Here is a 22,247-nt window from a genome sequence, read left to right as displayed (position 1 = left end):
GAACAACAAAAACTCTATCATTCTCAGCCCTATTACTTTTAAGCACTATGAAAAGAACATATCAACCGAGTAAAATCAAACGAGCCAGAACTCATGGTTTCCGTTCGAGAAACTCAACACTTGGAGGTAAAAAGGTGCTAAGCAATAGAAGGAAAAAGGGGAGGCTTTCCCTCACTGTCTAAATGAGCCCTAAGCGCTCCATATCATCTAAAGAAGGCTTTAGTGATATTTTCGATAATCCTGATCAAAAACATTCCACCAAAAACATATTGATTCTTTCTAAAGATAATTCCTTGGGTTTTTCAAGAATAGGGGTGGCAATTAAAAAGAAGGACAATAAGCTTGCTGTAGACAGAAATAATATAAAGAGAAAAATAAAAGGAAGTTTTCTTGCAAAGGTTTTAGAATTGCCTCATAAAGATTTTGTTGTGTATGTAAAAAAAAATTTAAAAGGAAAAGAAGAGGAACTTAAAAAAGATTTAGATAAGATCTGGAGAAAGTTTACGATCAATAATGATTAACAAAACACTTATAAGGATTATAAAATTTTACCAAAAGTATTTGAGCCCAATGTTAGGTCAAAGCTGTAGGTTCTATCCTACCTGCTCTCAGTATGCGCTAGAAGCTTTAAAAGTTCATGGGACTTATCGGGGCTCTATCATGGCAGTAAAAAGAATCATTAGATGCAATCCTTGGGGCGGTAGTGGAATAGATAATGTACCTGGAGAATCAAAGCATGGACGTGATTAAAACATCCTTGATAATAGGAATCGGCCTTACCTTTTATTATCTTCTTTTGCAGTGGCCCACAGATAATTATATCTATGATGGTTCTTCTCAAGAACAGCTAGAAGTCAATACCTTTTCTGATAGTGAACGCTCACTTTCAGAGCCCCTTGCCCCCCTCTCACAGCCAAATCAAGGATTGGGCGAAGTTGATCCTCAAAAGCTTAATTATTTTGAAATACAAAATGATGACTTATCTTTATTAATTGAATCAAGAACGGGAAGGTTTGAAGTTTCGAGTTTAAAAAACATATCGGAAGAGAAGGGCTCTGAAGAGAGGTTCAATATATTTGGAAAAACCTATGATGCCAACTCTGGAAAAGAAAATGTATATTTCGCTAATAGTGGTTTTTACACCCGAGCTCAAGGATATTTAGATCCACAATTTGAAAAAATAACTGAGCAGTCAGTTGAGACAGGTTCAAAAGTTTATATTCTTGAAGGTACATCAGGGGGGTTAAATTTTTCTAGAAAAATAGAAATTGAAAATACAGGTTATTCTCTAAAAGTTGAGGACACAGTGAGCTCAGTTTTAGGTGAAGATATTTCAATGACACCTTATGTGGTTATTGAAAGAGATGGCTCGCCAGTAGAAGAAGGTGGTTTGATGTATACCTATCTTGGTCCTGTTTTTTCATCAACGAAAGATACATATGAAAAATATGATTTTGATGACATAAGGAATTCTTCATATCAGAACAAATCCCTAGGTGGTTGGGTTGCATTGATACAACATTACTTTTTGTCTGCATGGATTCCAGATCAAAATGAAGAGTATCTTTATCAAGGTAGATATGGAGAAAATTCTGGAAGGTACTCTTTAGGTTACACCTCCAGAGATTCTATTCTTTCCTATGGCGAGACTGTATCTACAAAGAACACTCTTTATGTAGGCCCTAAACTACCCAAACAACTTGTTGAAATTGAAGAAAACCTCGACCTAACCGTAGATTACGGATTTTTATGGTGGTTAGGTAAGCCGATGTATTGGTTTTTAGACCTCGGATACAGTCTTTTTAGTAACTGGGGATTGGCAATTATCTTCCTAACTGTTGTCTTGAAGCTTTTGACCTGGCCTCTTTCGGCAAAAGCATATGTTTCAATGGGTAAGATGAGAGAATTAGCGCCCAAAATGCAGCTTCTACAAGAGAAACACGGTGACAACAGGCAGGCAATGAGCCAAGAATTAATGGAAGTGTATAAAAAAGAGGGAGTAAATCCGCTGGGAGGATGCTTACCTATGTTAGCGCAAATGCCTTTTTTCTTGGCTTTCTATTGGGTTTTGCTCGAAACTGTTGAATTAAGACATTCTCCGTTCTTTTTGTGGATAGATGACTTATCGGCCATGGATCCTTACTTTATTCTTCCTATTCTTAATGGGGCTGGCATGTACCTTTCTCAAAAACTTACACCCACTCCACCCAATGCGGACCCAATGCAGGCCCAGATGATGAAGTTCTTTCCTCTTATTTTTGCTGTCATTTTTGCATGGTTCCCGTCCGGCTTGGTTTTGTATTGGCTGGTAAATATGGTTATTCAAATATTTCAACAGTGGTGGTATTCGAGAGGTACCAAGTATGGAACTGGGTCTGTTGGCTCTGGCTGATGAGCTCTATCAGCCTTGAATAAAAACAGAACCATTATTGCTCCTGCGACTGTTCCGGGAAGGGGAGGTATTTCAATAATTAGGATGTCTGGAAAACTTTCTAAGAACATAGCCGAAACTATGTGCGGGGAACTCGCAGAAACCCGACGCTTTAAGCGTTGCTCTATAAAGTCACGTGGCGGATCAAAAATAGATGATGGCATGGTTGTTTTTTTTAAATCTCCTAACTCTTACACTGGAGACGACGTGGTTGAGTTTCATTGTCATGGAAATCCAACCATAGTGAATTTGGTGATAGAGGAGGCTGTTGATCTTGGTGCGGCAGTCGCTGAGCCTGGAGAATTTACAAAAACTGCATTTCTAAATGAAAAAATTGATCTGGTTCAGGCTGAGTCTGTGGCTGATTTAATAAATGCTCAAAGCGAAGCGGCTGTTGTAGCAGCTAACTCGTCGCTTTCTGGGGAGTTTTCTAAACAAATAAACTTATTGCTTGATGGTATTGTTAAAGCAAGGGTGGTTGTTGAGGCAAATATAGATTTTCCAGAAGAGGAGATTGATGTCTCTTCTCTTGAGTCTATCAAAGAGGCGCTCCAGAGCTTTCACGCCGAGATAAGTGAATTGCTTTCTCGTGTAAAAGAAGGGGTAAAACTAAGAGATGGATATTCAGTTGCTATTGTGGGACCTCCAAACGCCGGTAAATCATCTTTATTAAACCTCTTAGCTCGGGAAGACCTGGCAATTACTTCTGAGGTTCCTGGAACTACGCGCGACCTGGTAAAAACATCTGTGAATATCGGGGGAACGCTCATAGAATTTGTTGATACAGCTGGGGTTAGGAGTGATCCAGAGGGGCCTATTGAAGAAGAGGGTATACAGAGATCAAAAGAAGCTATTAAAAAGTCAAACTTAAGCCTCTTAGTGCAAGATGCAACAGCCGTTCAAGTGTTTGATGTGGGCTTGGGTGATTTTTTGACTGTGATGAATAAGTCTGACTTGCTTGAAGGTAAGTTCTCCAATAAAGACAACACTTTCTACTTATCGTGTACTACTGGTAAGGGGGTTGAGGAATTACTCAAAGCATTAATTGCAATGTTAGGAATAGACGAGGGAGAAGAAACTGTATTTTTGTCCAGACAAAGACATGAAATTTCTTTACGAACTGGGGGCCTTTTTTTAGAAGAGGCCATAACTTCTTTGAGTGAAGGACAGGTGTTAGAGTTGGTTGCAGAAAGCTTGAGGTCTGCTCATTCTGCCCTTGGTGACATCTTAAGACCTATGGGTTCGGACGATCTTCTGGGTGAAATTTTTTCGGATTTTTGTATAGGTAAATAACTGTTCAAACGCTGTTGAAAAATATTTATATTTTGTGTCTATTTTTTTTGTTTACTGAATATACAGATCAATAAAGAAGATATATTTTGGTTTTAAACAGCTTTTGTGTCAGAGGAATATCAACAAAATGCAAGGGTCGTGCCAGTTTTCCACAAGCATTAAGGTCCCCAATAATAACAAAGTAAGATAAGATATAAATTCCTAATAAGATTAATTTATTTTTTTTAACTGTGGATAAATACGATGTCATAGTCATAGGCGGGGGACACGCTGGAGTTGAAGCGGCAGAAGTATGCTCGAGGTTCGGTGTAAAAACTTTGCTTATTACCCATGATAAATCAAAGATAGGTGAGATGTCGTGCAATCCAGCAATTGGTGGGATTGGCAAAAGTCACCTGGCAAAGGAGGTTGATGCCCTGGGTGGTTTGATGGCTAAAGCTACTGACAAGGCAGGAATACACTACCGAGTCCTTAATTCCACAAAAGGGCAGGCCGTAAGGGCTACTAGAGTGCAAACCGATAGAGAGCTTTACAGGGCTGCAATACAAAAATTTCTGTCTTCATCTCCCAACCTTACAATTATAGAAGGCTCGGTTGTCGACCTGGATATTAAGAACTCAACCATTCTGTCAGTATTAACCGAGAGAGGGGAAAAAATATCTTCCAATTCAGTAATTTTAACAACAGGAACTTTTCTTGGAGGTGTAATGCATACTGGTCTGGAGCAATCTTCGGGCGGACGAATCGGAGATCCTTCTAGCGATAAACTGGCTCAAAAACTTAGAGGTCTCAATTTAAAAGTAGGTAGATTGAAAACAGGAACACCTCCCAGACTTAATAAGCACTCCATAGATTGGTCTCTTCTTTCACCACAACCAGGAGATACTCCAACACCACTTCTTTCTTATACTTCTCAAGCAAGCGAAAGACCTGAGCAGCTAAATTGCTACATGACACGCACCAACCCAAAAACACACCAAGTAATATTAAATCACCTTGACGAATCACCCATGTATTCGGGCCTGATCGAGGGTATAGGACCAAGGTATTGTCCCTCGATTGAAGATAAAGTTATGAGATTTTCTGAAAGAGACTCTCATCAGATATTCGCTGAGCCGGAAGGGCTCAATTCAGATCTTATTTATCCAAACGGTATTTCAACAAGCTTACCTTTTGGTGCTCAAAAAGAGCTTATAAAATCAATTAAAGGCTTTGAAAACGCAAAAATAGTGAGACCCGGGTATGCAATAGAGTATGATTTCTTTGATCCCACAGGATTAAAACACTCATTAGAAACAAAGGCAATTTCAGGTTTATTTTTTGCAGGTCAAATTAATGGAACCACAGGATACGAAGAAGCAGCAGCTCAAGGTATAATGGCAGGAATAAACGCATCGCTTCGAGCAACCAATCAAGAGGCATTCGAACTTCAGAGAGACGAAGCTTATATAGGGGTTTTGATAGATGATCTGGTAAGTCTTGGTACAAAAGAGCCTTATAGAATGTTTACAAGCAGGGCGGAATATAGACTGATACTTAGAGAAGATAATGCAGACATGCGCTTAACAGAAAAGGGCAGAAAACTAGGAATAGTATCCGACTTATTATGGCAAAAATATCAAGAAAAAAGAGACGCAACAACCAAGGAAATTTTGAGATTAAAAAAAGACAAACTTAAACCAAACACGCCCGAAGCTAAAAAAATAAAAAAACAAACAGGTGAGAGCATTTCAAGCAATATTAGCCTTTTCGAAATGTTAAAACGTCCCAAAGTTCTTCATTCACACCTTCCACAAGGGGAAATCACACTTGCCCCAAATGCTATTGATGAAATAGAAGCTTCTGTTAAATACGAGGGCTACATAAAGAGACAAAAAATTGACATAGAGAGACTCCAACGAAATGAAAATACACCAATTCCAAAACACATAGACTACGAGAAAGTTGTTGGACTTTCTAACGAGGCAAAGCAAAAATTATCCGAAGCAAAGCCGGGAAGTTTGGCCCGAGCCTCAAGACTGCCCGGAGTTACTCCGGCAGCAATCTCTTTATTGATGATCTACTTGAAAAAGGAAAGACAGGCCGTTGGGTAAAGATCAAACCAATCAGCTGGCAGAATATAAAGCTCATTTGATTGCATGGAACAAAACCCACAACTTAATATCCAAAAAACAAGCTCTTAACATCGAGTCTCACATAGCAGATTCTTTGATAATTTCCTCTTCGTTAAACAAAAACATAGTTGATTTGGGTAGTGGGGGCGGGTTTCCAGGCATACCTCTCGCAATTACCAATCCAGACAAGGACTTCTATTTAATAGAAAGCAACACCAAAAAATCATCGTTTTTATTAAGCACCATTTCTCGCTTGGGACTAGATAATACTAATGTCATAAATCAAAGGATCGAAAAAGTAGAAAGAAAAACCTTTCCTGAATCATTTGACATAGTCTGTAGGGCAGTAGGCTCTGCAGAATTTATAATTAGCTTAACAGCCCCTTTACTCCAAAAAAGAGGAGTAGAGCTCAAGCTCATGAAGACCCAAGAGCAGTTTGGTGAAGAAAAAATACCACAAGGTTACCTTTTAAAAAAAATTGATAAATTTCCTTCAAAAGCGAAAGACAAGACGCGTATCTTGGTTACAATAGAAGCAGAACAAAACAATGGTTAATACATTAGTTATAGCAAACCAGAAAGGAGGCGTTGGCAAGACAACCACTGCCGTAAATTTATCGGCCTCTCTGAGCGCAATGAAAAGAGCCGTCCTCTTAGTTGATCTTGATCCACAGGCAAATGCCACTACCGGATCTGGTATAAAAAAGTGTGATCAAACCAAAGGTTCTGCGGTAGCTTTAATGGGAACACAAGGTGAGGTGATTTTTGGAACAGAGTTAGGTTACGATATTATGCCATCTGGCCCAGAACTAATTGCTGCGGAATCATTCTTAAGAGGGGGTGGAGACCAAGAAAGAGCTCTATTAAATTACCTAGCCGACATTAATGATAAGTATGACTACATAATAATCGACTGCCCGCCTTCTTTAAATTTATTAACACTTAACGGGTTAAGAGCTGCCAAAGATTTATTGGTTCCGATGCAGTGTGAATATTTTGCCCTTGAAGGCCTGGCCGGACTTTTAGAGACTGTAGGACAACTCAATGATAGCACAGGCCATGATCTTCAATTAAAAGCTGTTGTAAGGACCATGTTTGACCCTCGTAACAAGCTCGGTCAACAGGTAACAGGAGAGCTACAAAAACATTTTTCTAGCCAACTTTACTCAACAGTCATTCCTAGAAATATAAAATTAGCAGAAGCCCCTAGTTTTGGTAAGTCCGTTCTGTCTTATGAGCCTAACGCTAAAGGCTCTTTAGCTTATCTTGCATTGGCCGGAGAATTGATTGGTAAGACGGAAGAACAGTATAGCGATAACGCCTATGAACAAAGACAAATCTAGTTTAGGCACTGGACTAGACTCTCTTTTGGGAGAGAGACCCAAGTCAGACGGGGTTTCGGTTACCCAGATTCCCTTAGACAATCTTGCCCCTGGGCAGTATCAACCCAGAACAAAAATGCATAAATCTACTCTTGAGGAGCTGTCTCGGAGCATAAAAGAACAAGGCATTCTTCAGCCGCTGGTTGTAAGGAGGTTGGCCTCGGGAAGGTTTGAGATAGTTGTCGGTGAGAGAAGGTGGAGGGCAGCTCAACTCGCTGGTATTAGTTCCGTTCCAGCCATCATAAGAGATCTTAATAACGATGAAACTGCCAAAATTGCTCTAATAGAAAATCTTCAAAGGGAGGATCTTAACGCCCTTGATCAGGCTAAGGGCCTTTTGAGGCTTCAAGGAGAGTTTAATCTCTCACAAGAAGAGCTTGGGGTCGCAGTAGGAAAATCTCGTTCAACTGTAACCAACCTCTTGAGGCTTTTATCGCTTAGTCCCGAAGTCCAATCTTTATTAGAAGAGGGAAAAATTGAAATGGGCCATGCTAGAGCACTTTTAACACTAACTGAAGACGCTCAACTTCAATGTGCAAAGAGAGTAGTATCAGAATCACTTTCAGTAAGAGAGTGTGAAGCCATTGTTGGAGGCCTGTCTGGCAATAAAAAAAAGAGCGCCAAATCAAAACCCCAACGAGACCCCAATATTGTGTCGCTTGAAAAAGAGCTATCTGAAACACTTGGCTCGCCTGTAGAAATAAAACACAGCAAGAAGGGCTCTGGTAAAATAATAGTAAGCTACAAAAATCTTGATACTCTAGAAGGTGTGTTAGATAAATTTAAATCTTAAAAAAGTAACAAATTCTTCTTTCACTAAAGCCCTTCCGTAACTATAATTGCGGCGCCTAATGAAATCCCGATGGCTAGTAAAGAACTTAACTCAACAGATTATATAGAACACCACCTTACCAACTTAACGTATGGTAAATGTCCTGATGGAACATGGAGCTTTGCCGAAGTTCATGGAAAAAGCCAGGTTGCAGGCACAGAGGCAAGTTGCAACATCAGCGAAATGGGTTTTTGGGCCTTTCAGGTAGACACTTTGTTTATGTCATTTCTCTTGGGCATGGGAATGATATTTTTTATGAGAAGAGTCGCGAAAAACGCCAGCTCTTCAAAACCAGGCCCAATTCAAAATGCCGTGGAATACCTGGTTACTTTAGTAAGGGACCAAGTTCAAGATAATTTTACTGCCGACAAAAATCCCCTAATGGGACCTCTTGCGTTGACTATCTTTGTTTGGGTTTTTTTAATGAACCTAATGGACCTGATTCCGATTGACCTCGTTCCATGGATAGCAAACGGGTTCACCGCGCCTAATGCTGAGGGCGGAGCAATTCATTACTTCAAGGTTTTGCCTGTAGCAGATATCAACGCACCGATGGGCATGGCGCTGGGCGTCCTAATCTTGATTCATTATTACAGTATAAAAAACAAAGGGCTCGGTGGCTTCTTGGCTGAGCTGACTTTCCAGCCCTATGGTAAGTGGATGGCACCGATAAATGTTATATTCGAAATACCTGGATTTTATGCGAAGCAACTAGCCTTGGGCTTAAGGTTATACGGAAACCTTTTTGCCGGAGAAATGATCTTTATATTAATAGCATTATTTTTTGGTGGTTTCTTTAGTTCAATCACAGGAGTCCTTGCGGGTGTCGCAGGGCTAGCGCTCAATTTCATCTGGGCGGTATTTCATATTTTGGTTGTTATATTGCAAGCATTTTTATTTATGGTTTTAACCCTCGTATACCTACAACAGGCACACGAGCATCATTAATTTTTTTATCTAAGGAGAATAAAATGGAAGAAGCAGAAGCTATAAGAAGGGTCGCAGGAGCCCTACTAACAGGAGGGGGCGCTATCGGTGTCGGAATCGGTGTTGGTCTAATTACTGCAAAATATTTGGAAGGAATCGCAAGACAGCCTGAACTTCAACCCTACCTTTTTACACAGCTGTTAATTGGTATGGGTCTAGTAGATGCGATACCCATCGTCTCGCTTGCGATCGGTCTTTTATTCTTATTCACTTAAAAATAAGCCCGGAGTTTTGTAAATGAATTTTAACGCCACATTATTCGGACAGCTTTTAGCCTTTGTATTTTTTGTGTGGTTTACCATGCAATATGTCTGGCCTTATATTCTTGAAGCTCTTGAAGAGAGAGAAAAAGAAATATCTGATGGTTTAGAAGCTGCAAGCCGAGGAAAGAGAGAGCTTGATGAAGCTCATCAAAAAAAAGCTGAAATTTTAGAAGAGGCCAAGAAAGAGGCTGCTGATTTAGTCAATCAGGCTAATGCTCGAGCAAATCAGCTGGTGGAGGATGCAAAATCTACTGCACAGGAAGAAGCTGAAAGGATAAAAGTCTCTGCTCAAAGCGACCTAGATCAAGCCGCAAAAAGAACCAAGGAAGAATTAAGGTCTGAAGTAGCGGCTCTTTCAATTGCAGGGGCTGAAAAAATACTAGGCTCAGAGATTGATAAAGATAAAAACTCACAAATTATCGATCAAATAGCTCAGGAGTTATAACTTTGAATTTCGAGACCTTAGCAAGACCATACGCCCAAGCGATCTATGACCATTCTGAAGGATGGGAAAAGGATCTTGGTCAGCTTGAGCTTGCTTTAGAGACACCTGAAGTACAACAGTTGATAGATTCTCCCAAGCTTGCTTATAAGGAAAAGGCTGAAATGTTCCTCTCTTTATTTGAAGGCCAAATTGAAAGCAAAACCAGCAACTTCATTAAAGTGTTAGGTGAGTCAAAAAGAATTTCACTTCTTCCGCACATCTCCAAAGAATACAGAAAGTTGTTATCGGGAACAAAAGGCTCTAGCGAGGTTTTCATTACGTCTGCTTTTGAGTTAACAGACGAGCAATTAAAAAAAGTTACAGACTCTCTAAAAGGAAAATATGGAGATTCATTAACAGTGGAACAAGTAATAGACAAAAGTTTAATAGGTGGTTTTTCTATCAAATGCGGTGACGAAGTTACAGATTACAGCGTTAAAGGAAAGCTTGAAAAATTAAGAAATCAAATCAAATAAAAAAAATGGAAGAATTAAACCCATCAGAAATTAGTCAGGTCATCAAACAGAAAATTGATGCCCTTGATACCGCCTCCACTCCTAGCAATGAAGGCACAATCGTTTTCCTTGCAGACGGCATTGCGAGAATACACGGCCTTGGCGAAGTCATGAATGGTGAGCTTATAGAGTTTGAACATGGGGTCATGGGAATGGCGCTTAATTTAGAAGTTGACTCTGTTGGGGCTGTTATCTTAGGAGATTACAAGTTATTGGCAGAAGGCGGCTCTGCTAAGTGTACTGGAAGAATTTTAGAGGTCCCCGTTGGAGAGGCTCTTATGGGCAGGGTTGTTGACGCATTAGGCAACCCAATTGACGGTAAAGGCGAAGTGCAAACAGATCAAACCGCCCCAGTAGAGAAAGTCGCTCCCGGAGTTATTTCAAGAAAGTCTGTAGATCAACCGGTGCAACTAGGCATAAAGGCCGTTGACAGCATGGTTCCTATTGGAAGGGGTCAGCGTGAATTGATCATTGGAGACAGACAGACCGGTAAAACTGCTATCGCCATAGATGCAATAATCAATCAAAAAGACACTGGCGTTAAGTGTATATATGTAGCAATAGGTCAAAAGCAATCTTCAATTGCTCAAGTTGTTAGAACTCTTGAGCAGTATGGTGCAATGGAAAACACAATTGTTGTAGTGGCTGCGGCGGCTGACCCAGCACCAATGCAATATATTGCCCCTTTTGCAGCTTGCTCCATGGGCGAGTATTTCAGAGACAGGGGGGAGGATGCTCTAATTATCTACGATGACCTTTCTAAACAAGCCGTTGCATATAGACAGATGTCTCTTCTGTTAAGAAGACCGCCCGGAAGGGAAGCTTATCCTGGTGACGTTTTCTACCTTCACTCAAGATTACTAGAAAGGGCTGCAAGGGTGAATGAAGAATATGTCGAAAACTACACAAATGGTGAGGTGAAGGGAAAAACAGGTTCGTTGACTGCTCTTCCAATTATCGAAACTCAGGCTGGAGACGTTTCAGCGTTTGTTCCTACAAACGTAATTTCTATAACCGATGGACAAATTTTCCTCGAGTCGTCTTTATTTAGTTCAGGATTAAAGCCAGCCATGGACCCTGGTATTTCAGTTTCAAGGGTAGGTGGTGCTGCGCAGGTTCCAATAATTAAAAAGCTCGGTGGAGGAATTAAAACAGCCCTCGCTCAATATAGAGAGTTAGAGGCTTTTGCCCAATTTGCTTCAGATCTTGACGAGGCATCCAAAGAGCAATTAGAGCATGGTGTGAGGGTTACAGAACTGACGAAACAAGATCAGTTTTCGCCAATGTCTGTAGCTGAAATGGGCCTTATGCTTTACACGGCTAATGAAGGGTATCTAAGGCAGGTTGAGGTTGAAAAAATCAAAGACTTTGAAAAGAGCTTGATAGCCTATATGAATTCCGAGCATAAAGATCTGATGGATAAGGTGTCAGAGACCGGAGAATACGGAGACGATATCCAAAATGCCTTCAAAGAAGCCTTAGACAATTTCATGGAAACACAAACTTGGTAGGCATAAATGGCTAACAGTAAAGAAATAAAAGTACAGATCGCCAGCATAGGTAATACTCAAAAGATTACCAGCGCAATGGAGAAGGTCGCTGTTAGCAAAATGAAAAAGACTCAAGACAAGATGCTTAAGGGCCGCCCTTATAGAGATCGTATGCTGGGTGTGATTAGTCACCTTGCCAAAGGACAACCAGAGTATAAGCCTAAGTACATGGAAGAGAGGGAAGTAAAGAAGATCGCCATTATAGTTGTTAGCTCTGACAAAGGTCTCTGTGGTGGGCTCAATGCCAATCTACTTAGAGATGTAACTCGCTTTGCTTCTGAACAAGCCTCTTCTGGAAAGGAAATTTCATATTCTCTGATTGGAACTAAAGCTCAATCTTTCTTTAGGTCATTCGGAGGAAATGTAATTTCTGCTACAGAAAAGCTGGGGGATGATCCCTCGATTGAGCAGCTGGTCGGTTCTATGAAACTTTTATTAGATGCCTTTTCTGAGGGTGAAATAGACAGGGTCTATTTGGCTAGCAATAGCTTTGTAAACACCATGACCCAAGAGCCAGAAATAACTCAACTTCTACCTCTAAGCAAGATAGAGGATGAAGAAGATGAGGGCTCTAACAAAGAAGTCCCCAGGTGGGATTATATTTACGAGCCCGATGACTCAAGACTTTTGTTGGACGGCTTAATGGAGAGATATATAGAGTCTCTTCTTTATCAGTCTGTCATAGAAAATATAGCGTGCGAACAGGCTGCTAAGATGGTTGCTATGAAAAGCGCAACAGATAACGCAGGGTCTCTTATAGAGGAGCTGCAACTTGTTTATAACAATGCCAGGCAGGCTGCAATTACTCAGGAAATATCAGAGATAGTTGCAGGTGCGGAGGCAATTTAATACTGGAAATAAATATGAGTAATGGAACAGTAATACAAATAATTGGAGCAGTAATTGATGTCGAGTTTCCAAAGGAAAACTTACCCAAAATCTACGACGCATTAACTGTTGATGAAACTGGACTTGTTCTGGAGGTGCAGCAGCAGTTGGGCGATGGTGTTGTCAGAACAATTGCAATGGGTGCCTCAGAAGGGCTTAAAAGAGGTGTGTCGGTTACCAATACCGAAAATCCAATATCTGTTCCTGTTGGAGAAGCTACACTTGGAAGGATTATGAATGTTCTGGGAGAACCAATTGATGAAAAAGGCCCTGTGGATGCAAAATCTGCAATGCCGATACATAGAAATCCGCCTTCATATGAGGATCAGGCAGAGACTACTGAACTTTTAGAGACGGGCATCAAAGTAATTGACTTAATATGTCCCTTTGCAAAGGGCGGAAAGGTTGGTTTATTTGGTGGTGCTGGAGTGGGGAAAACGGTAAATATTCAAGAGTTAATAAGAAATATTGCATACGAGCATAGTGGATATTCGGTTTTCGCTGGTGTGGGAGAGAGAACCCGTGAAGGAAATGATATGTACCACGAGATGATTGAAGGTGGTGTTTTGGACAAAGTAGCCCTTGTTTACGGACAGATGAATGAACCTCCTGGAAACAGATTAAGGGTTGCTCTTTCTGGACTTACAATGGCTGAAAACTTTAGAGATGAAGGGCGTGATGTTCTTTTATTCGTAGACAATATCTATCGATACACCTTGGCTGGAACAGAATGTTCAGCTTTATTAGGCAGAATGCCATCTGCAGTTGGTTATCAGCCTACACTTGCAGAAGAAATGGGTGTTCTTCAAGAAAGAATTGCATCCACTAAAACAGGATCAATCACATCTGTTCAAGCGGTTTATGTTCCTGCAGATGATTTAACAGACCCTTCACCAGCTACAACATTCGCTCACTTAGATGCGAATGTGGTTTTATCTCGGCAAATTGCTTCTTTAGGCATCTATCCTGCTGTCGACCCCTTGGATTCAAACAGTAGACAGCTAGAGCCGGCAATCGTAGGTCAAGAGCACTATGATGTTGCCAACGCTGTAAAGCAACAGCTGAATAGATATAAAGAATTAAAAGACATCATTGCCATTCTAGGAATGGACGAGTTGTCTGAAGATGACAAATTAGTCGTTGCCCGGGCGAGGAAAATAGAGAGATTCCTTTCTCAACCTTTCTTTGTAGCAGAAGTATTCACCAATGCTCCAGGTAAATACGTACCACTAAGTGAAACTATCAGAGGATTTAAAGGAATTGTTAATGGAGATTACGACGATATACCTGAGCAAGCTTTTTATATGACCGGAAATATTGATGAGGTTGTAGAAAAAGCTAAAACTGAAGCCGCTTAATCTATGTCAACTATCCAGTGCAATATAGTTAGTCCAGAGGGAGAGCTTTTTTCTGGACCGGTTGAGCTATTGAGTGCAGAAGGCGGTGCTGGAGAAATTGCTATTACTCCTAGACATGCTCCGCTTCTTACAAATCTTAAGCCCGGTCCGGTTAAGCTCGTATTGGAAGGTGGTGAAGAAGAGATATTTTTTGCTTCAGGCGGATTCCTAGAAGTCCAGCCTGGAGAGATAACTCTTCTAACAGATGTTGCAGAGAGGGCTGATGATATTGACTCAGCAGCTGCCGAAAGAGCAAAAGAATTAGCAGAAAGAGAACTAGAAGATCAAAAATCAGAGATGGATTATTCCATGGCATCAGCTCAACTAGCTGAGGCAGCTGCCAGGTTAAAGGCCTTGCAGAAACTGCGTAAGAAGTAGTTAAATAAGATAAACCACTTGGGGCGAATGCGCCATTGTTCCAATGAATATAGATTTTATAATTTTAGCTGCCGGTAAAGGCACAAGGATGGGAGGAGATTCTCCTAAGGTGCTTGCAAGTTTGGCAGGCAAACCGATGATCCAGCACCTAATCGATACAGTCGATTCATTTCCAAGTTCTAAGACTTCAATTGTGGTGGGTTACAAATCTAATGAGGTTGAAAGAGATCTAGTATCTAAAAAAAAGCTTTGCTTTGTAAAACAAAACAATCAGCTGGGAACAGCTCATGCCGTTAAGAAAGCATTGCCTAATATTAGAAAGAATTCTGTGGCTGTAGTTCTTTACGGCGACGTTCCCTTAGTAAAAAAGAATACACTAAACAGGCTTATAAAATCAGCATCAACAGGAAAACTTTCGTTATTGACCTTTACAAAGGAAGACCCAACAGGTTACGGCAGAATTATCCGTAGTTCTAAGAAAAATGTCGAAAAGATTATAGAGCATAAGGATGCGTCATCAGCGGAAAAAGAAATAAGAGAAGTTAATTCTGGAATTTTAGCGATCAAAGCCAGGCTGCTTCAACAATTTATTTCTAAAATCAAAAATAATAATGCAGCGAAAGAATATTATCTAACTGATTTGGTTGAAATTGCCAACAATCATTCGGTAGATGTTGTGGCTACTTTATGCGACCCCTATGAGGTTGGTGGCGCTAATGACAAAAAGGAGTTGCACGAGCTTGAAAGAGCCTGTCAGAAAAAATTAGCAGAAGATTTGCTTAAAAGCGGCGTCACTATTGCCGACACTTCAAGGATAGACATAAGGGGGGATATCAAGATAGGACAAAACTCTTTTGTGGATGTCAATAATGTTTTTGTGGGCAACAATGTCTTTGGAAAAAATGTTCATATAGGACCTAATTGCTACATTTCTAATTCTAGCATTAAAGATAACACCATCATTTATGCCAATACCGTATTAGAAGATAGTTTAGTTGGAAAAAACTGTAAGATTGGTCCTTTTGCAAGAATCAGAGGAGGTAGTGAGCTAACTGAAGGGGCTGAACTTGGTAATTTTGTGGAGGCTAATAGGAGTAATATTGGCAAAAACTCTAAGGCCAAACACCTTACTTATTTAGGTGACGCAAGACTCGGTACTGAAGTAAACGTAGGTGCTGGGACAATAACCTGTAACTATGATGGAAAAAATAAACATAAAACCATAATTGCAGATGGAACATTTATAGGCTCTAATAGTTCACTCGTTGCGCCTTTAGTTCTTGGAGAAAACTCTTACACTGGAGCTGGATCAGTTATAACTAAGGACGTTCCTAAGGGTAAACTTGCTGTTGCAAGAGGCAAACAAGTTAATTTGAATAGGAAGAAATAAATTATGTGTGGAATAATCGGAGTAGCTTCTAGCAAACCGTCAGTAGATAAGCTTCTGATAGGACTTTTACGACAGGAATATAGAGGATATGACTCAGCTGGCCTTGCTATCTTTGATGAAACAGAACAAATAAAGGTATTTAAAAGCACTGGTAAGGTGGCAGAGTTGCAAAATTCTATTGCTGAAAATCCCGTGAATGGTAATACAGGTATTGCTCACACCAGATGGGCAACCCATGGCCTGCCAACAGAGACAAATGCTCACCCTCATCATTCAAATAATAATATTTTTGTTATTCACAACGGTATTATTGAGAATCATCAAGAAATTAGAACCACACTAAAAGCTTTAGGTTATGTTTTTGAGTCAGAGACAGATACAGAAGTTATAGCGCATTTGATTCATGCAAAAATGAACAAGAATAAAATATCTCTGATCGAGGCATTGAGGGCCGCTGTGAAAGATCTAAGAGGGGCTTACGCTATAGGAGCAGTTTGTGAGAGTGAACCAGGTATTTTGGCTTCAGCCAGAAAAGGAAGTCCTTTGGTTATCGGTATGGGCCATGGTGAAAATTTCATAGCCTCAGATCAGCTTGCCTTGGCAGATTTTGCTGAGAATTTTGTATTTCTTGAAGAGGGGGATCTTGCGGAAATCACCTCTGAAGGAATTCGCTACTGGGATCTAGATGATATAGAGGTTGAAAGGCCGGTTGTAGTTGCTAAGTCTTTAGGAGAGACGGTTGATAAAGGCGAATATAGGCACTTCATGCTTAAAGAGATTAATGAGCAGCCGTCAAAAATTAAAGGCTTATTAGAAGGACAATTGACTGATTCAGGTGTTCAGGAAGAAATATTTGGGCCTAGTGCACCTGATATTTTTAAAAATGTTGAGGCCGTTCAGATAGTGGCTTGTGGAACCAGCTTTCATGCTGGAACAGTAGCTAAATATTGGCTGGAAGGTCTTGCCGGGCTGCCCTGCAGCGTAGAAGTGGCAAGTGAATTTAGATATAGAAATAAAGTAGTGGCACCCAATACTCTGTTTATAACCATTTCTCAGTCTGGGGAAACAGCAGATACGCTTGCTTGTTTAAGTGCCGCTAAAGATTCAGGCTACTTAGCTCGCCTCGGTATATGCAATGTTCCTTCAAGCTCTTTAGCGAGAGAATCTGATTTAGTATTTTTAACAAAAGCAGGCCCTGAAATTGGTGTTGCTTCAACAAAAGCTTTCACAACACAGCTTGTCGGTTTGTTAATGTTAACTCTTATCCTTGGGAGGCACCATGGCCTATCCTCAGCTGCAGAAAATACCATAAATAATGCACTTAGAGCGCTTCCTGATTCTTTGGATTCAGTCATGTTGCTTGAAGATCAAATTATTGAGATGGCTGAGGATTTTGATCAAAAGGAACATGCACTCTTTTTAGGCAGGGGTATTCATTATCCAGTAGCTATGGAAGGTGCCTTAAAACTTAAAGAAATTTCCTACATACATGCGGAAGCCTATCCAGCCGGAGAACTGAAACATGGACCATTGGCTCTTGTCGATTCAGAAATGCCTGTTGTTGCAGTTGCTCCTAATGATGATCTGCTTGCAAAACTTCAATCAAACCTAGAAGAAGTTAGAGCGCGAGGAGGAAAGCTATATGTATTTGGACACTCAGCAGCTCATCAGGAAGATGAATCCATAACTAAGTTTATTGAACTGCCTGAAGTCCCTGAGCTGATTGCTCCTCTAATTTACTCGATACCATTACAGTTACTTGCTTATCATGTTGCCATCCTTAAAGGCACTGACATTGATCAGCCGAGAAACCTCGCTAAGTCTGTAACGGTGGAGTAAGTTTGAACAGAGAATTGCGGTATAAAAAATGCAGATAATTTATGCTCATGCAACGTTAGCATTACTCGCAGTTCCACTTGGTCTTTACATCCTCCTAACCAAAAAGGGCACAAAGCAACATAGAATACTCGGACGAATCTGGGTAACTTTTTTAATAATAGTTTCTTTGACAGCAATATTTATTCAAGCAATTAATCCCGGTCAATATTCATTAATTCATCTTTTAATACCATGGACTATTGGGTCATTGATTTACTCAATTTGGAATATAAAGAAATTTAAAAATACAAAAATAGAAAGATATAAGTTCGCACATATGTACTCTATGATTGGTGTCTACGTTGGGGCACTTTTGATTGCTGGTGCATTTACTTTGATGCCAGGAAGATTTTTTCATGAGATATTTTTTGGATAATAATGAAAGATAAGTACAAGAAGTTTTATATGATGTTTGATAAGAGATTCAAAAATCTTATTCTCTGTTCAAACTTAAACTGTGACGGTGGAATGAGTTTGAACAGAGAATTATTCTAATTTTATGAATAAAAAAGAATTAAATTTAGAAAAAATTAATGAGAGACTAAAGAAATTTTCTAAAGACAGAAATTGGGAACAATATCACTCTCCTAAAAATCTTGCTATGGCACTTTCAGTCGAAGTTGCAGAACTTGTAGAAATCTTTCAGTGGTCAAATGATGGTGGCACAAAAGAAATAAATGATCCTGACACGAGAAAACAAATCGAAGAAGAAATTGCCGATATATTTAATTATTTAGTTAAGTTCGTAGATTTAATGGACATAGATTTAGAAAAGATTTCTATAGAAAAGATTCAAAAAAATGATGAAAAGTATCCTATTGAAAAATCTAAAGGAAAGTCTGAAAAATACGATAAATTATGAAAGTACATCTCCTTCCAGCATCAAATCCTGATTCTAGAAAACACTACATAGATACTATTTTAAATCACTCAGTTAATTGTAAGACTGAAGAAATTAAAAAATATGTTAATAATCAGATATCTGAATCCCTAGTAGATAAATCCTATGCTCTTTGGGGTGTTACTAATGGAGGAAAAGACGGTCTTTTAAATAAAAACAAGTGGTTAAAAATGGAACCAAATGATATCGGATTATTTTATAAAGATAGAAAGTTCTATAGTTTTTGTCTTGTTCATGAAAAATTCCATAGCAAAGATTTTGCTCTTAAGTTGTGGGGAGAGAAATTTAACAAAAAATTAGGAATTAATGAAACTTGGGAAAACATGTTCATAATTAAAGACTATAAGGATTTGAACATATCCATAGATACATATAACAAACTTTTTGGTTATTCAGAAGAAAACCTTCTTCAGGGATATAGATGTCTTGATGAGTTCGATTCAGAAAGTCTTTTAGATGCTTTTAATTTAATAGACATTAATAAAACAAACGTCGAATTAAAAGATATTCCAATCCAGAAAGAAACTTCCTCAACACTTATAGAACATAATGACGGAGAAGTTTCTGTGTCTTCAACAACCAGGTCTAAGAGAGAAGTAATAATCGAACAAAAGGAAAGGGAATTAGTGAAACGATATAAAAAACATTTAATTAAAAATAATATTGGAGAACTTGAAAAAAATAAAATTAAAATTAATGCATCAGATGAATCAGTGACTCTCGAAACAGATGGTTGGGTTCATGAAACTAAAACTCTTATAGAGGCAAAAGCATCATCAACAAGATCTGATATTAGGATGGCAATAGGACAATTACATGACTATAAAAGGCATCATATTCCTAAACCTGAAAAACTTGCCATTTTGTTGCCGTCACAACCGAGAGAAGATTTAGTCGATCTAATCTATTCTCAAAATATTGAAATTATCTATGAAAAAGATAAAAATTTTTACCACATGACAAGAAATGGTTAAAAAATACAAAAAGTTTTATGTGATGTTTGATAAAAGGTTCAAGAATCTAATTCTCTGTTCAAACTTAAACTGTGACGGTTGAATAGTCTTGAGTGCAGAATTGAAACTCCCCAATCTTAGTGAAGATGAAATTCTTAGTATAGTAGAACCAATTATGGATAGTTGTTTGGAGGGTTCCAATGAGGGTGATCATAAAAAGCATACAAAGTATTTCACAAATAGAATGAAGTCCATAGTTACACCTGAAGAACTCAAAAGACAATTATCAATTGAACCAAAAGTTTATTGGACTAAAAGAGAGTTTGTGTGCTTATTTAGAAGAAACGACTCAGTTGGAATTGTTTGGAAACAAAAAACTTCTTCAAGTAATGACGAATTGATTAATCAAGCAATTTTTAAGGAAGTAGAAGGCAAAATTCTTATCGATCATTGCATGATATGTTGATTTTTTATGAATAAAAAAGAAATTGAGTTTTATTTGAAGTTTCACAAAGGGTTCAGAAAATACTACACTCTTAATTCTGCACTCAAATCTAAATCGTTACTGTCGAATGAAATATAAAATACAGTGGCAAGATAGGTGGGGTAACTGGCAACACTATCAAACCAAAACAAATGAAGCAGATGCTTTCCGTGTAATGAAGCAGATGGTAAAACAAAAAGGCATACGACACAGGATCGTGGATGAAAATAATTCTCTCATAGACCTATTAAATCCATGAGAAACCTTGCTACAGACACCCCGTTACAGTGGAGTAATTTTAAAAAGTGATTTTTATGAGAAACATTTTAGCAACTTTATTTTTATTTTCTTCTTTGTTATTTGCAAAAGACGCAAACAACAACCCAGAGAAAGTGATCGAAGATTTTTTCTATCATTTCAATGAGATGGATATAAATAAAATTAATGAGCTATGGGATTTACCAATTACTTATTTTGTTGGCGATGAAATAATAGTTGCAAAAAGTTACAGTGAAATTGTTAATTATGAAAACTTAAAAAAAGAAGGGTGGTCATATTCAAAAATCAATTCCACAGATCCATTAGTTTCACAAAAAGATTTTGCAATATATAAAACTAATTTCACTAGATTTAACAATCAAGATATTGAACTTATATCAACGGATACAAATTTAACTTTAATAAAAAGAGGAGATTATTGGAAATTAAAGATGGCTATAATTCCAATAAATATTTCAACTGGAAAATAAAGAATTAAATCACTTCTAAAACTAATCAGTCACTGTGGATTAGTTCACCCCAAGTAATAAAGTTATTTCGATGAAATAATGATAATTTGTCATTAACTGAAGAATTAATTTTTTCATAAAATGACGCAGTTCATTATTAGTGCTAATCTCTATCCTTAAAATTGCATCACGCTAGGAGACTTGTATGAAAAATTATTTAATAAAATTAATCTTCTTAGCTTTATTTTTATCGCCCAACATCAAGGCAGCAACCGTAAGTTGTAATTTTATGTCAGGTGAGGCTTACTCTACCTCTTCTGGTGCCTGGATTGGTACTGCTGGCTATGAAGATATATGGGACATATTTGGTGATGCTTTGTCACTACCTATGGAAAACTCACTTTTGGCCAATCTGGATACACAGGAAATTTTTAGAGCAGGTGAAACCGACAAAGGAACAGTTTATCTCGTTGGAGGAGATATGGGCGTAGAAGGGAGACTAAGTACAATTGATGATGGAATGTTGATTATATATTCTGGTTTTTGTTCTATTGGCTTTGGTTAACTATAAACAAAGGTTACTTGAGGAGATTAATATTAAGTAGAAAGGGTTTTGACTCAAAAGCGGGTGGTAGTGCTTCACCTATATTTAATGACGGAAGCTTTTTTTCAATACCTATCCCCCAAAATCATTGTTCACCAAAAAAATATAAAGACCTGGATTTTAATGGCATATCAGGTTCTGATTTATTGAAAGAGGTCTCGGCTAAAGTAAAGGATACGGATTATTGCCATTATGATCCATTGCTCAACGAAAGAATCGGTATTTTTGGACAAGCCAGCTCATCTCAGACTGAATTAAAAAATAATCATGTAGGCCCTGGAGATGTGTTTTTATTTTTTGGATGGTTTAAAAATTTCTCAGCAGATGGCAGAGATTTGCACCATTTATTTGGTTGGTTGCAAATAGATAAAATCATAGAAGGGTCAAAAGAAATTAAAAGTTATCTTCGTGAGAATAATGTTCAACACCCTCATGGATATGGAGACACCTCTAGATTTTCTAATAATACAATTTACATAGCCAAGAAAAACTTGGAACTTAATAAAAGAAAAATTTTTGACCGAGGCCATGGATTATTTAAACATACTCATACAGATTTAATTCTGACAGAAAAAAATAAAACAAGATCTAGATGGAAGTTACCCTCAAAATATTTTAAAGATTCAAAAGACCTTTTTTTAAATAGAATGAAGTGGGAGAATGAACAAGAATCAACAGTATTTTACAGAGGATTTGGCCAAGAATTCATTCTGGATATTGAAAAAAATCCAAATGTAAGGAAATGGGCTATAAACTTAATAAAGAAATATGGATGAAATAGACCATATTTGAGTC

At 38.5% G+C, this 22,247-nt stretch carries 26 protein-coding genes; all 26 read left to right on the top strand.

Annotation, left to right across the window (positions count from 1 at the left end; genetic code table 11):
• Positions 1–47: 47 nt before the first annotated feature.
• The 26 genes from rpmH to M9C83_08065 all read left to right on the top strand — a co-directional run bounded on the left by rpmH (position 48) and on the right by M9C83_08065 (position 22,228).
• Positions 48–182 (top strand): 50S ribosomal protein L34, encoded by a 135-nt coding sequence (rpmH, locus tag M9C83_08190; GenBank protein URQ66618.1) that lies wholly within the window; start codon positions 48–50, stop codon positions 180–182.
• The gene (gene rnpA, locus M9C83_08185; protein ID URQ66617.1) at positions 183–521 is read left to right on the top strand and encodes a ribonuclease P protein component; all 339 of its coding nucleotides are present in this window, start codon (positions 183–185) and stop codon (positions 519–521) included.
• Complete coding sequence (gene yidD / locus M9C83_08180) at positions 514–750, top strand: membrane protein insertion efficiency factor YidD (GenBank protein ID URQ66616.1); 237 nt, start codon at positions 514–516, stop codon at positions 748–750. Before rnpA ends, yidD begins: the two co-directional genes overlap by 8 nt.
• Complete coding sequence (gene yidC / locus M9C83_08175; protein ID URQ66615.1) at positions 737–2,392, top strand: membrane protein insertase YidC; 1,656 nt, start codon at positions 737–739, stop codon at positions 2,390–2,392. Before yidD ends, yidC begins: the two co-directional genes overlap by 14 nt.
• 15 nt (positions 2,393–2,407) lie before the next feature.
• Complete coding sequence (mnmE, locus tag M9C83_08170; protein URQ66614.1) at positions 2,408–3,724, top strand: tRNA uridine-5-carboxymethylaminomethyl(34) synthesis GTPase MnmE; 1,317 nt, start codon at positions 2,408–2,410, stop codon at positions 3,722–3,724.
• A 230-nt stretch (positions 3,725–3,954) separates the two neighbouring features.
• Positions 3,955–5,817 carry a tRNA uridine-5-carboxymethylaminomethyl(34) synthesis enzyme MnmG gene (gene mnmG / locus M9C83_08165; protein URQ66613.1) on the top strand — a complete coding sequence of 621 codons (1,863 nt, stop codon included), beginning with the start codon at positions 3,955–3,957 and terminating at the stop codon, positions 5,815–5,817.
• The gene (gene rsmG, locus M9C83_08160; protein ID URQ66612.1) at positions 5,810–6,394 is read left to right on the top strand and encodes a 16S rRNA (guanine(527)-N(7))-methyltransferase RsmG; all 585 of its coding nucleotides are present in this window, start codon (positions 5,810–5,812) and stop codon (positions 6,392–6,394) included. Before mnmG ends, rsmG begins: the two co-directional genes overlap by 8 nt.
• Entirely contained in the window at positions 6,387–7,181 is a 795-nt protein-coding gene (locus tag M9C83_08155; protein URQ66611.1) for a ParA family protein, read from the top strand. The genes rsmG and M9C83_08155 overlap by 8 nt, the downstream gene beginning before the upstream one ends.
• Positions 7,162–8,013: a ParB/RepB/Spo0J family partition protein gene (locus M9C83_08150; GenBank protein URQ66610.1), complete on the top strand. Its 852-nt coding sequence runs from the start codon at positions 7,162–7,164 to the stop codon at positions 8,011–8,013. Before M9C83_08155 ends, M9C83_08150 begins: the two co-directional genes overlap by 20 nt.
• A gap of 69 nt (positions 8,014–8,082) precedes the next feature.
• Complete coding sequence (gene atpB / locus M9C83_08145; GenBank protein URQ66609.1) at positions 8,083–9,000, top strand: F0F1 ATP synthase subunit A; 918 nt, start codon at positions 8,083–8,085, stop codon at positions 8,998–9,000.
• 23 nt (positions 9,001–9,023) lie between these two features.
• Positions 9,024–9,254, top strand: a complete 231-nt coding sequence (atpE, locus tag M9C83_08140) for a F0F1 ATP synthase subunit C (GenBank protein ID URQ66608.1) — start codon at positions 9,024–9,026, stop codon at positions 9,252–9,254.
• A gap of 22 nt (positions 9,255–9,276) precedes the next feature.
• Positions 9,277–9,747 carry a F0F1 ATP synthase subunit B gene (locus M9C83_08135; GenBank protein URQ66607.1) on the top strand — a complete coding sequence of 157 codons (471 nt, stop codon included), beginning with the start codon at positions 9,277–9,279 and terminating at the stop codon, positions 9,745–9,747.
• Positions 9,748–9,749: 2 nt separating this feature from the next.
• Positions 9,750–10,262, top strand: coding sequence for a F0F1 ATP synthase subunit delta (locus M9C83_08130; protein ID URQ66606.1), 513 nt, complete (start codon positions 9,750–9,752; stop codon positions 10,260–10,262).
• Between the two features lie 5 nt (positions 10,263–10,267).
• The gene (gene atpA, locus M9C83_08125) at positions 10,268–11,812 is read left to right on the top strand and encodes a F0F1 ATP synthase subunit alpha (protein URQ66605.1); all 1,545 of its coding nucleotides are present in this window, start codon (positions 10,268–10,270) and stop codon (positions 11,810–11,812) included.
• Between the two features lie 6 nt (positions 11,813–11,818).
• Complete coding sequence (atpG, locus tag M9C83_08120) at positions 11,819–12,700, top strand: F0F1 ATP synthase subunit gamma (protein ID URQ66604.1); 882 nt, start codon at positions 11,819–11,821, stop codon at positions 12,698–12,700.
• 14 nt (positions 12,701–12,714) lie between these two features.
• A complete protein-coding gene (atpD, locus tag M9C83_08115) occupies positions 12,715–14,097 on the top strand; it encodes a F0F1 ATP synthase subunit beta (protein ID URQ66603.1) in 1,383 nt (460 codons plus the stop codon).
• A gap of 3 nt (positions 14,098–14,100) precedes the next feature.
• Positions 14,101–14,514 (top strand): F0F1 ATP synthase subunit epsilon, encoded by a 414-nt coding sequence (locus tag M9C83_08110; protein URQ66602.1) that lies wholly within the window; start codon positions 14,101–14,103, stop codon positions 14,512–14,514.
• Between the two features lie 43 nt (positions 14,515–14,557).
• On the top strand, positions 14,558–15,904 hold the full coding sequence (gene glmU, locus M9C83_08105; protein URQ66601.1) for a bifunctional UDP-N-acetylglucosamine diphosphorylase/glucosamine-1-phosphate N-acetyltransferase GlmU: 1,347 nt from the start codon (positions 14,558–14,560) through the stop codon (positions 15,902–15,904).
• A 3-nt stretch (positions 15,905–15,907) separates the two neighbouring features.
• Positions 15,908–17,743, top strand: coding sequence for a glutamine--fructose-6-phosphate transaminase (isomerizing) (gene glmS / locus M9C83_08100; protein URQ66600.1), 1,836 nt, complete (start codon positions 15,908–15,910; stop codon positions 17,741–17,743).
• A gap of 28 nt (positions 17,744–17,771) precedes the next feature.
• Positions 17,772–18,158, top strand: a complete 387-nt coding sequence (locus tag M9C83_08095; GenBank protein URQ66599.1) for a DUF2306 domain-containing protein — start codon at positions 17,772–17,774, stop codon at positions 18,156–18,158.
• Between the two features lie 123 nt (positions 18,159–18,281).
• On the top strand, positions 18,282–18,644 hold the full coding sequence (locus tag M9C83_08090; GenBank protein URQ66598.1) for a nucleotide pyrophosphohydrolase: 363 nt from the start codon (positions 18,282–18,284) through the stop codon (positions 18,642–18,644).
• Complete coding sequence (locus M9C83_08085; GenBank protein ID URQ66597.1) at positions 18,641–19,657, top strand: hypothetical protein; 1,017 nt, start codon at positions 18,641–18,643, stop codon at positions 19,655–19,657. The genes M9C83_08090 and M9C83_08085 overlap by 4 nt, the downstream gene beginning before the upstream one ends.
• A gap of 88 nt (positions 19,658–19,745) precedes the next feature.
• Complete coding sequence (locus tag M9C83_08080) at positions 19,746–20,102, top strand: hypothetical protein (GenBank protein URQ66596.1); 357 nt, start codon at positions 19,746–19,748, stop codon at positions 20,100–20,102.
• 332 nt (positions 20,103–20,434) lie between these two features.
• Complete coding sequence (locus tag M9C83_08075; GenBank protein URQ66595.1) at positions 20,435–20,869, top strand: hypothetical protein; 435 nt, start codon at positions 20,435–20,437, stop codon at positions 20,867–20,869.
• Between the two features lie 184 nt (positions 20,870–21,053).
• Entirely contained in the window at positions 21,054–21,413 is a 360-nt protein-coding gene (locus M9C83_08070) for a hypothetical protein (protein URQ66594.1), read from the top strand.
• 17 nt (positions 21,414–21,430) lie between these two features.
• The gene (locus M9C83_08065; GenBank protein ID URQ66593.1) at positions 21,431–22,228 is read left to right on the top strand and encodes a hypothetical protein; all 798 of its coding nucleotides are present in this window, start codon (positions 21,431–21,433) and stop codon (positions 22,226–22,228) included.
• Positions 22,229–22,247: the final 19 nt, after the last annotated feature.

Source organism: SAR86 cluster bacterium, assembly GCA_023703575.1.
Taxonomy (GTDB): domain Bacteria; phylum Pseudomonadota; class Gammaproteobacteria; order Magnimaribacterales; family Magnimaribacteraceae; genus Magnimaribacter.
This window is presented reverse-complemented; position numbering and strand designations above follow the sequence as displayed.

Excerpts from the sequence above, each read along its gene's own strand:
- M9C83_08110 (URQ66602.1), top strand. The coding sequence starts at position 14,101 with ATGTCAACTATCCAGTGCAATATAGTTAGTCCAGAGGGAGAGCTTTTT.
- atpD (URQ66603.1), top strand. The coding sequence starts at position 12,715 with ATGAGTAATGGAACAGTAATACAAATAATTGGAGCAGTAATTGATGTC.
- yidD (URQ66616.1), top strand. The coding sequence starts at position 514 with ATGATTAACAAAACACTTATAAGGATTATAAAATTTTACCAAAAGTAT.
- M9C83_08095 (URQ66599.1), top strand. The coding sequence starts at position 17,772 with ATGCAGATAATTTATGCTCATGCAACGTTAGCATTACTCGCAGTTCCA.
- atpE (URQ66608.1), top strand. The coding sequence starts at position 9,024 with ATGGAAGAAGCAGAAGCTATAAGAAGGGTCGCAGGAGCCCTACTAACA.
- atpG (URQ66604.1), top strand. The coding sequence starts at position 11,819 with ATGGCTAACAGTAAAGAAATAAAAGTACAGATCGCCAGCATAGGTAAT.
- atpA (URQ66605.1), top strand. The coding sequence starts at position 10,268 with ATGGAAGAATTAAACCCATCAGAAATTAGTCAGGTCATCAAACAGAAA.
- atpB (URQ66609.1), top strand. The coding sequence starts at position 8,083 with ATGGCTAGTAAAGAACTTAACTCAACAGATTATATAGAACACCACCTT.
- M9C83_08085 (URQ66597.1), top strand. The coding sequence starts at position 18,641 with ATGAAAGTACATCTCCTTCCAGCATCAAATCCTGATTCTAGAAAACAC.
- M9C83_08075 (URQ66595.1), top strand. The coding sequence starts at position 20,435 with ATGAGAAACATTTTAGCAACTTTATTTTTATTTTCTTCTTTGTTATTT.
- M9C83_08070 (URQ66594.1), top strand. The coding sequence starts at position 21,054 with ATGAAAAATTATTTAATAAAATTAATCTTCTTAGCTTTATTTTTATCG.
- rnpA (URQ66617.1), top strand. The coding sequence starts at position 183 with ATGAGCCCTAAGCGCTCCATATCATCTAAAGAAGGCTTTAGTGATATT.
- rpmH (URQ66618.1), top strand. The coding sequence starts at position 48 with ATGAAAAGAACATATCAACCGAGTAAAATCAAACGAGCCAGAACTCAT.
- M9C83_08135 (URQ66607.1), top strand. The coding sequence starts at position 9,277 with ATGAATTTTAACGCCACATTATTCGGACAGCTTTTAGCCTTTGTATTT.
- M9C83_08155 (URQ66611.1), top strand. The coding sequence starts at position 6,387 with ATGGTTAATACATTAGTTATAGCAAACCAGAAAGGAGGCGTTGGCAAG.
- yidC (URQ66615.1), top strand. The coding sequence starts at position 737 with ATGGACGTGATTAAAACATCCTTGATAATAGGAATCGGCCTTACCTTT.
- M9C83_08090 (URQ66598.1), top strand. The coding sequence starts at position 18,282 with ATGAATAAAAAAGAATTAAATTTAGAAAAAATTAATGAGAGACTAAAG.
- glmS (URQ66600.1), top strand. The coding sequence starts at position 15,908 with ATGTGTGGAATAATCGGAGTAGCTTCTAGCAAACCGTCAGTAGATAAG.
- glmU (URQ66601.1), top strand. The coding sequence starts at position 14,558 with ATGAATATAGATTTTATAATTTTAGCTGCCGGTAAAGGCACAAGGATG.
- M9C83_08150 (URQ66610.1), top strand. The coding sequence starts at position 7,162 with ATGAACAAAGACAAATCTAGTTTAGGCACTGGACTAGACTCTCTTTTG.